Below are 3,763 nucleotides of genomic sequence, written 5' to 3'. Positions count from 1 at the left end.
GGTCATGCCGGAAGGCGCAGAGAAGAAAGCCGCCATTGCTTCCGCGCTGGGCGCGCTGGAAGCTTATGATTGGGTTTTCTTCACAAGCGCGAACGGCGTGGAGTTCTTTTGGCACCACCTGGCGGAGCTTAAGGTGGACATCCGCGGCCTGCACCGCGCGAAGATCGGCGCGGTGGGGCCGGCGACAGCCGCAGCGCTGGCGGAGCGCGGGCTGATGGCCGAGGAGCTGCCCGCCCGCTTCCAGGCGGAAGGGCTGCTCGAAGCCTTTGGCCCGCGGCTTGAGCCGGGGCAGAAGGTGCTGCTGCCGCGCGGCGATCTGGCGCGCGAGTGGCTGCCGGACAAGCTGAGGGAGCTGGGGCTTGAGGTGACCGAAGTGGACACCTACGAGACGGTGGTGACCGGCGAGGATGATATTGAGCTGATCCGGCTGCTGGAGGAGAAGCGGATTCACGCGGTTACCTTCACCAGCTCATCGACAGTGCGCAACTTCATGAGCATTCTGGAACGAATGGGGCTGGAGGATCCGCTTTCACTGCTGGCGGGTGTCAAAATCGCCTGCATCGGCCCGGTAACGGAAGAGACCGCCGTCGAGGCGGGCCTGACCCCGGGACTGCTGCCTGAAGAGGCGACGATTGAAGGGCTGGTGCAGGAGCTGTGCCGCTGGAATGAGTCGACCAGACTAAGGTAGAGACAGCTGATCGGGTTGCTGTCGTCAGGGAGCAACCGGCTCCGCGCTTTTAATGGGGGATCTCGTATTTCAATGCCGTAAGCAGAGCGCTGAAATTGCGCTTTGTTCAGTTAAAAGCAGGTAATGATTGCTGTTGTACCAAGTAACTTTGAGCTCTTATGAGCTTATGAGCTAATTGCACTCTATACAGTTAAAAATGACTAATATTTGCGCTTGTGCCAAGTAACTGTATTCTGTACAGTTAAATTTGCTCAATTAGACTAAAAATGGTTTCATCCGCAAAAATAACTGTATGAAATACAGCTAGACGAGTTACTCAAAGGCAATTCGGCGATTTAACTGTACAAAGTGCAGCTGCGGTTAGTTGGAGAGGTACAGGTTACGAACGGGATTACTGTTTACGGAAGCAGAGTGATAATGCGCCTAGCATGTATGTACAGGATAATATGCAGTGTGATGAACAGAACAACACATGAACGCTGCAACCGGCGGGTTAGCAACAACAGCGCTGATTGCTTTCGGATTATGTTTACATATCTACTATACAGGAGGACATACCAATGAGTTTTCCAATTACCCGGCACCGCCGTCTGCGCGGTACAGCCGGAATCCGCGGAATGGTGCGGGAGACGGTGCTGAATACGCTGGACTTTATCCAGCCGATTTTTGTGACTTATGGAACAGGAGTGAAGAATGAGATCGGTTCGATGCCGGGCGTATTTCATTTTTCACTGGATATGCTGAAGGCCGAGGTAGACGAGATTGCAGCGCTAGGCATTCCGGCTGTTCTGCTGTTCGGAATTCCTGAAACCAAGGATGCCATTGGTTCTTCCGGCTTCGCGGATGACGGGATTGTGCAGGAAGCAACGCGGCTGATTAAGCAGTGGTATCCTGAGCTGCTGGTTGTTGCGGATACGTGCCTGTGTGAATTTACGGATCACGGCCACTGCGGTATGGTCCATACCCATGTAGTGGATGGTGTCGTGCATGGCGATGTGATCAACGATGCTTCGCTGGAGCTGCTTACCCGTACTGCGGTATCGCAGGCCAAGGCAGGCGCGGATATTATTGCCCCTTCGAACATGATGGACGGATTCGTGCAGGCGATCCGTACCGGACTGGATGAGAACGGGTTCGAGCATGTGCCGATTATGTCTTATTCAGTGAAATACGCTTCTGCTTTCTACGGCCCGTTCCGTGAGGCAGCTGATTCCGCACCGCAGTTCGGCAACCGCAAAACCTATCAGATGGACCCTGCCAACCTGCGGGAAGCCATTCGCGAAGCGGATTCGGATGTGCTGGAAGGCGCAGATATGCTGATGGTCAAACCGGCGCTGGCTTATCTGGATGTGATCCGGACCATCCGTGACCAGTTCGATCTGCCGCTGGTGGCTTACAATGTGAGCGGGGAATACTCTATGGTCAAAGCAGCGGCGCTGCAAGGCTGGATTGATGAGAAAGCAGTTGTGCTGGAAATGCTTACCGGCATGAAGCGCGCAGGCGCGGATATTATTATCACTTATTTTGCGAAGGATGCCGCCCGCTGGCTGCGCGGTTAAATCGAGAGAACAGAACAGGAGTGATTAAGCATGGGCAATGTGCCATTGTCGCGCCGGGAAGAGGCTTCTAGGGCGGCTTTTGAAGAAGCAAAACAGTATATTCCCGGCGGGGTGAACAGCCCGGTCCGGGCGTTCAAATCCGTGGGTCTGACACCGGTATACGTGGATCACGGGATCGGCTCGCGCATCTATGATATCGACGGCAACAGCTTTATCGACTATGTCTGCTCCTGGGGGCCGCTCATTATGGGTCATGCCCATCCTGAGGTGGTCCAAGCGCTGCAGGAGACGGCGGTAAAAGGGACAAGCTTCGGGGCGCCTACCCTGCTGGAGACGGAAATGGCTAAAACTGTAGTGGAGCGCGTACCCTCTGTCGACATCGTGCGGATGGTTAACTCCGGTACGGAAGCTACAATGAGCGCCATTCGCCTGGCCCGGGGCTATACCGGACGGAGCAAAATCCTCAAGTTCGAGGGCTCCTACCATGGACATGCTGACAGCCTGCTGATCAAAGCCGGTTCGGGTGTGGCTACGCTGGGTCTGCCCGACAGTCCGGGAGTGCCGGAGGGCGTTGCGGTGAATACAATTACCGTGCCTTATAACGATCTGGAAGGTGCCAAAATCGCGTTTGAACGCTACGGCAACGAGATCGCCGCTGTGATTGTCGAGCCGATTGCCGGAAATATGGGCGTTGTGCCGCCGCAGCCGGGCTTCCTCGAAGGCTTGCGCAAGGTGACGACAGGATACGGGGCCTTGCTGATATTTGATGAGGTGATGACCGGCTTCCGGGTGAACCGGGGCTGTGCGCAGGGGCTGTTCGGCATTGATCCTGATCTGACCTGCTTCGGCAAAGTGATCGGCGGCGGTCTTCCGGTTGGTGCTTATGGCGGCCGGAGAGAGATTATGGAGCAGATCGCGCCTTCCGGGCCGATCTATCAGGCGGGAACGCTCAGCGGCAATCCGCTGGCGATGGCTGCCGGCTACAGCACGCTGAAGCTGCTGACAGAGGAGGTGTACGACCGGCTGGAAACGCTCGGTGCGCGCCTGGAAGCAGGACTGAAGCGCAACAGTCAGGAGACTGGCATTCCGCTGACGGTCAACCGCGTAGGCTCTATGGTCTGCCCGTTCTTCACAGAAGGGCCGGTATACAATTTCGAAACGGCGAAGACAAGCGACCTGAACAGATTCCGTACCTACTTCGGTAAAATGCTCGATCAGGGCATCAGCGTTCCGCCGTCGCAGTTTGAAGGCATGTTCGTCTCTGGTGTGCATACTGAGCAGGATATTGACGATACGATCGAGGCCCATTACCAGGCCTTGAAATCGCTGTGACGGCTGGCGGAGAAGGCGCCGGCTTCAAGGGCGGCGGCGCCTGGACCCGGCGCGGGGAATGGCTGGAAGCCATGCCCGGCCGGGCTGTTACCGGGGCGGCCGATAAGGAGGCAGCCATCGACCGGTGGCTGCTGGAGACCGCCGGGATGCCGCTGAAGCTGCACACGCGGCTGCGCCGCGAGGG

The 3,763-nt window shown here is 56.8% G+C and carries 3 protein-coding genes and 1 pseudogene; all 4 read left to right on the top strand.

All coding sequences use genetic code 11. The features are described 5' to 3' along the window. Nucleotides 1-688 (top strand): uroporphyrinogen-III synthase (locus AQR02_RS22795; protein ID WP_148449197.1); only part of this gene is annotated, 688 nt, incomplete at its 5' end. Nucleotides 689-1,248: 560 nt separating this feature from the next. Then, entirely contained in the window at nucleotides 1,249-2,247 is a 999-nt protein-coding gene (gene hemB / locus AQR02_RS22790) for a porphobilinogen synthase (RefSeq protein WP_054942718.1), read from the top strand. 30 nt (nucleotides 2,248-2,277) lie between these two features. Next, nucleotides 2,278-3,579: a glutamate-1-semialdehyde 2,1-aminomutase gene (gene hemL, locus AQR02_RS22785; protein WP_054942717.1), complete on the top strand. Its 1,302-nt coding sequence runs from the start codon at nucleotides 2,278-2,280 to the stop codon at nucleotides 3,577-3,579. Beyond that, nucleotides 3,576-3,763 (top strand): annotated as a pseudogene (locus AQR02_RS33165) (RluA family pseudouridine synthase); the annotation flags it as partial. The gene hemL and the pseudogene AQR02_RS33165, both read left to right, overlap by 4 nt.

The sequence above is a fragment of the Paenibacillus ihuae genome, assembly GCF_001368795.1.
Lineage (GTDB): Bacteria > Bacillota > Bacilli > Paenibacillales > Paenibacillaceae > Paenibacillus_AQ > Paenibacillus_AQ ihuae.
This window is presented reverse-complemented; position numbering and strand designations above follow the sequence as displayed.

Coding starts and splice junctions, on each gene's coding strand:
- hemB (WP_054942718.1), top strand. CDS start 1,249: ATGAGTTTTCCAATTACCCGGCACCGCCGTCTGCGCGGTACAGCCGGA.
- hemL (WP_054942717.1), top strand. CDS start 2,278: ATGGGCAATGTGCCATTGTCGCGCCGGGAAGAGGCTTCTAGGGCGGCT.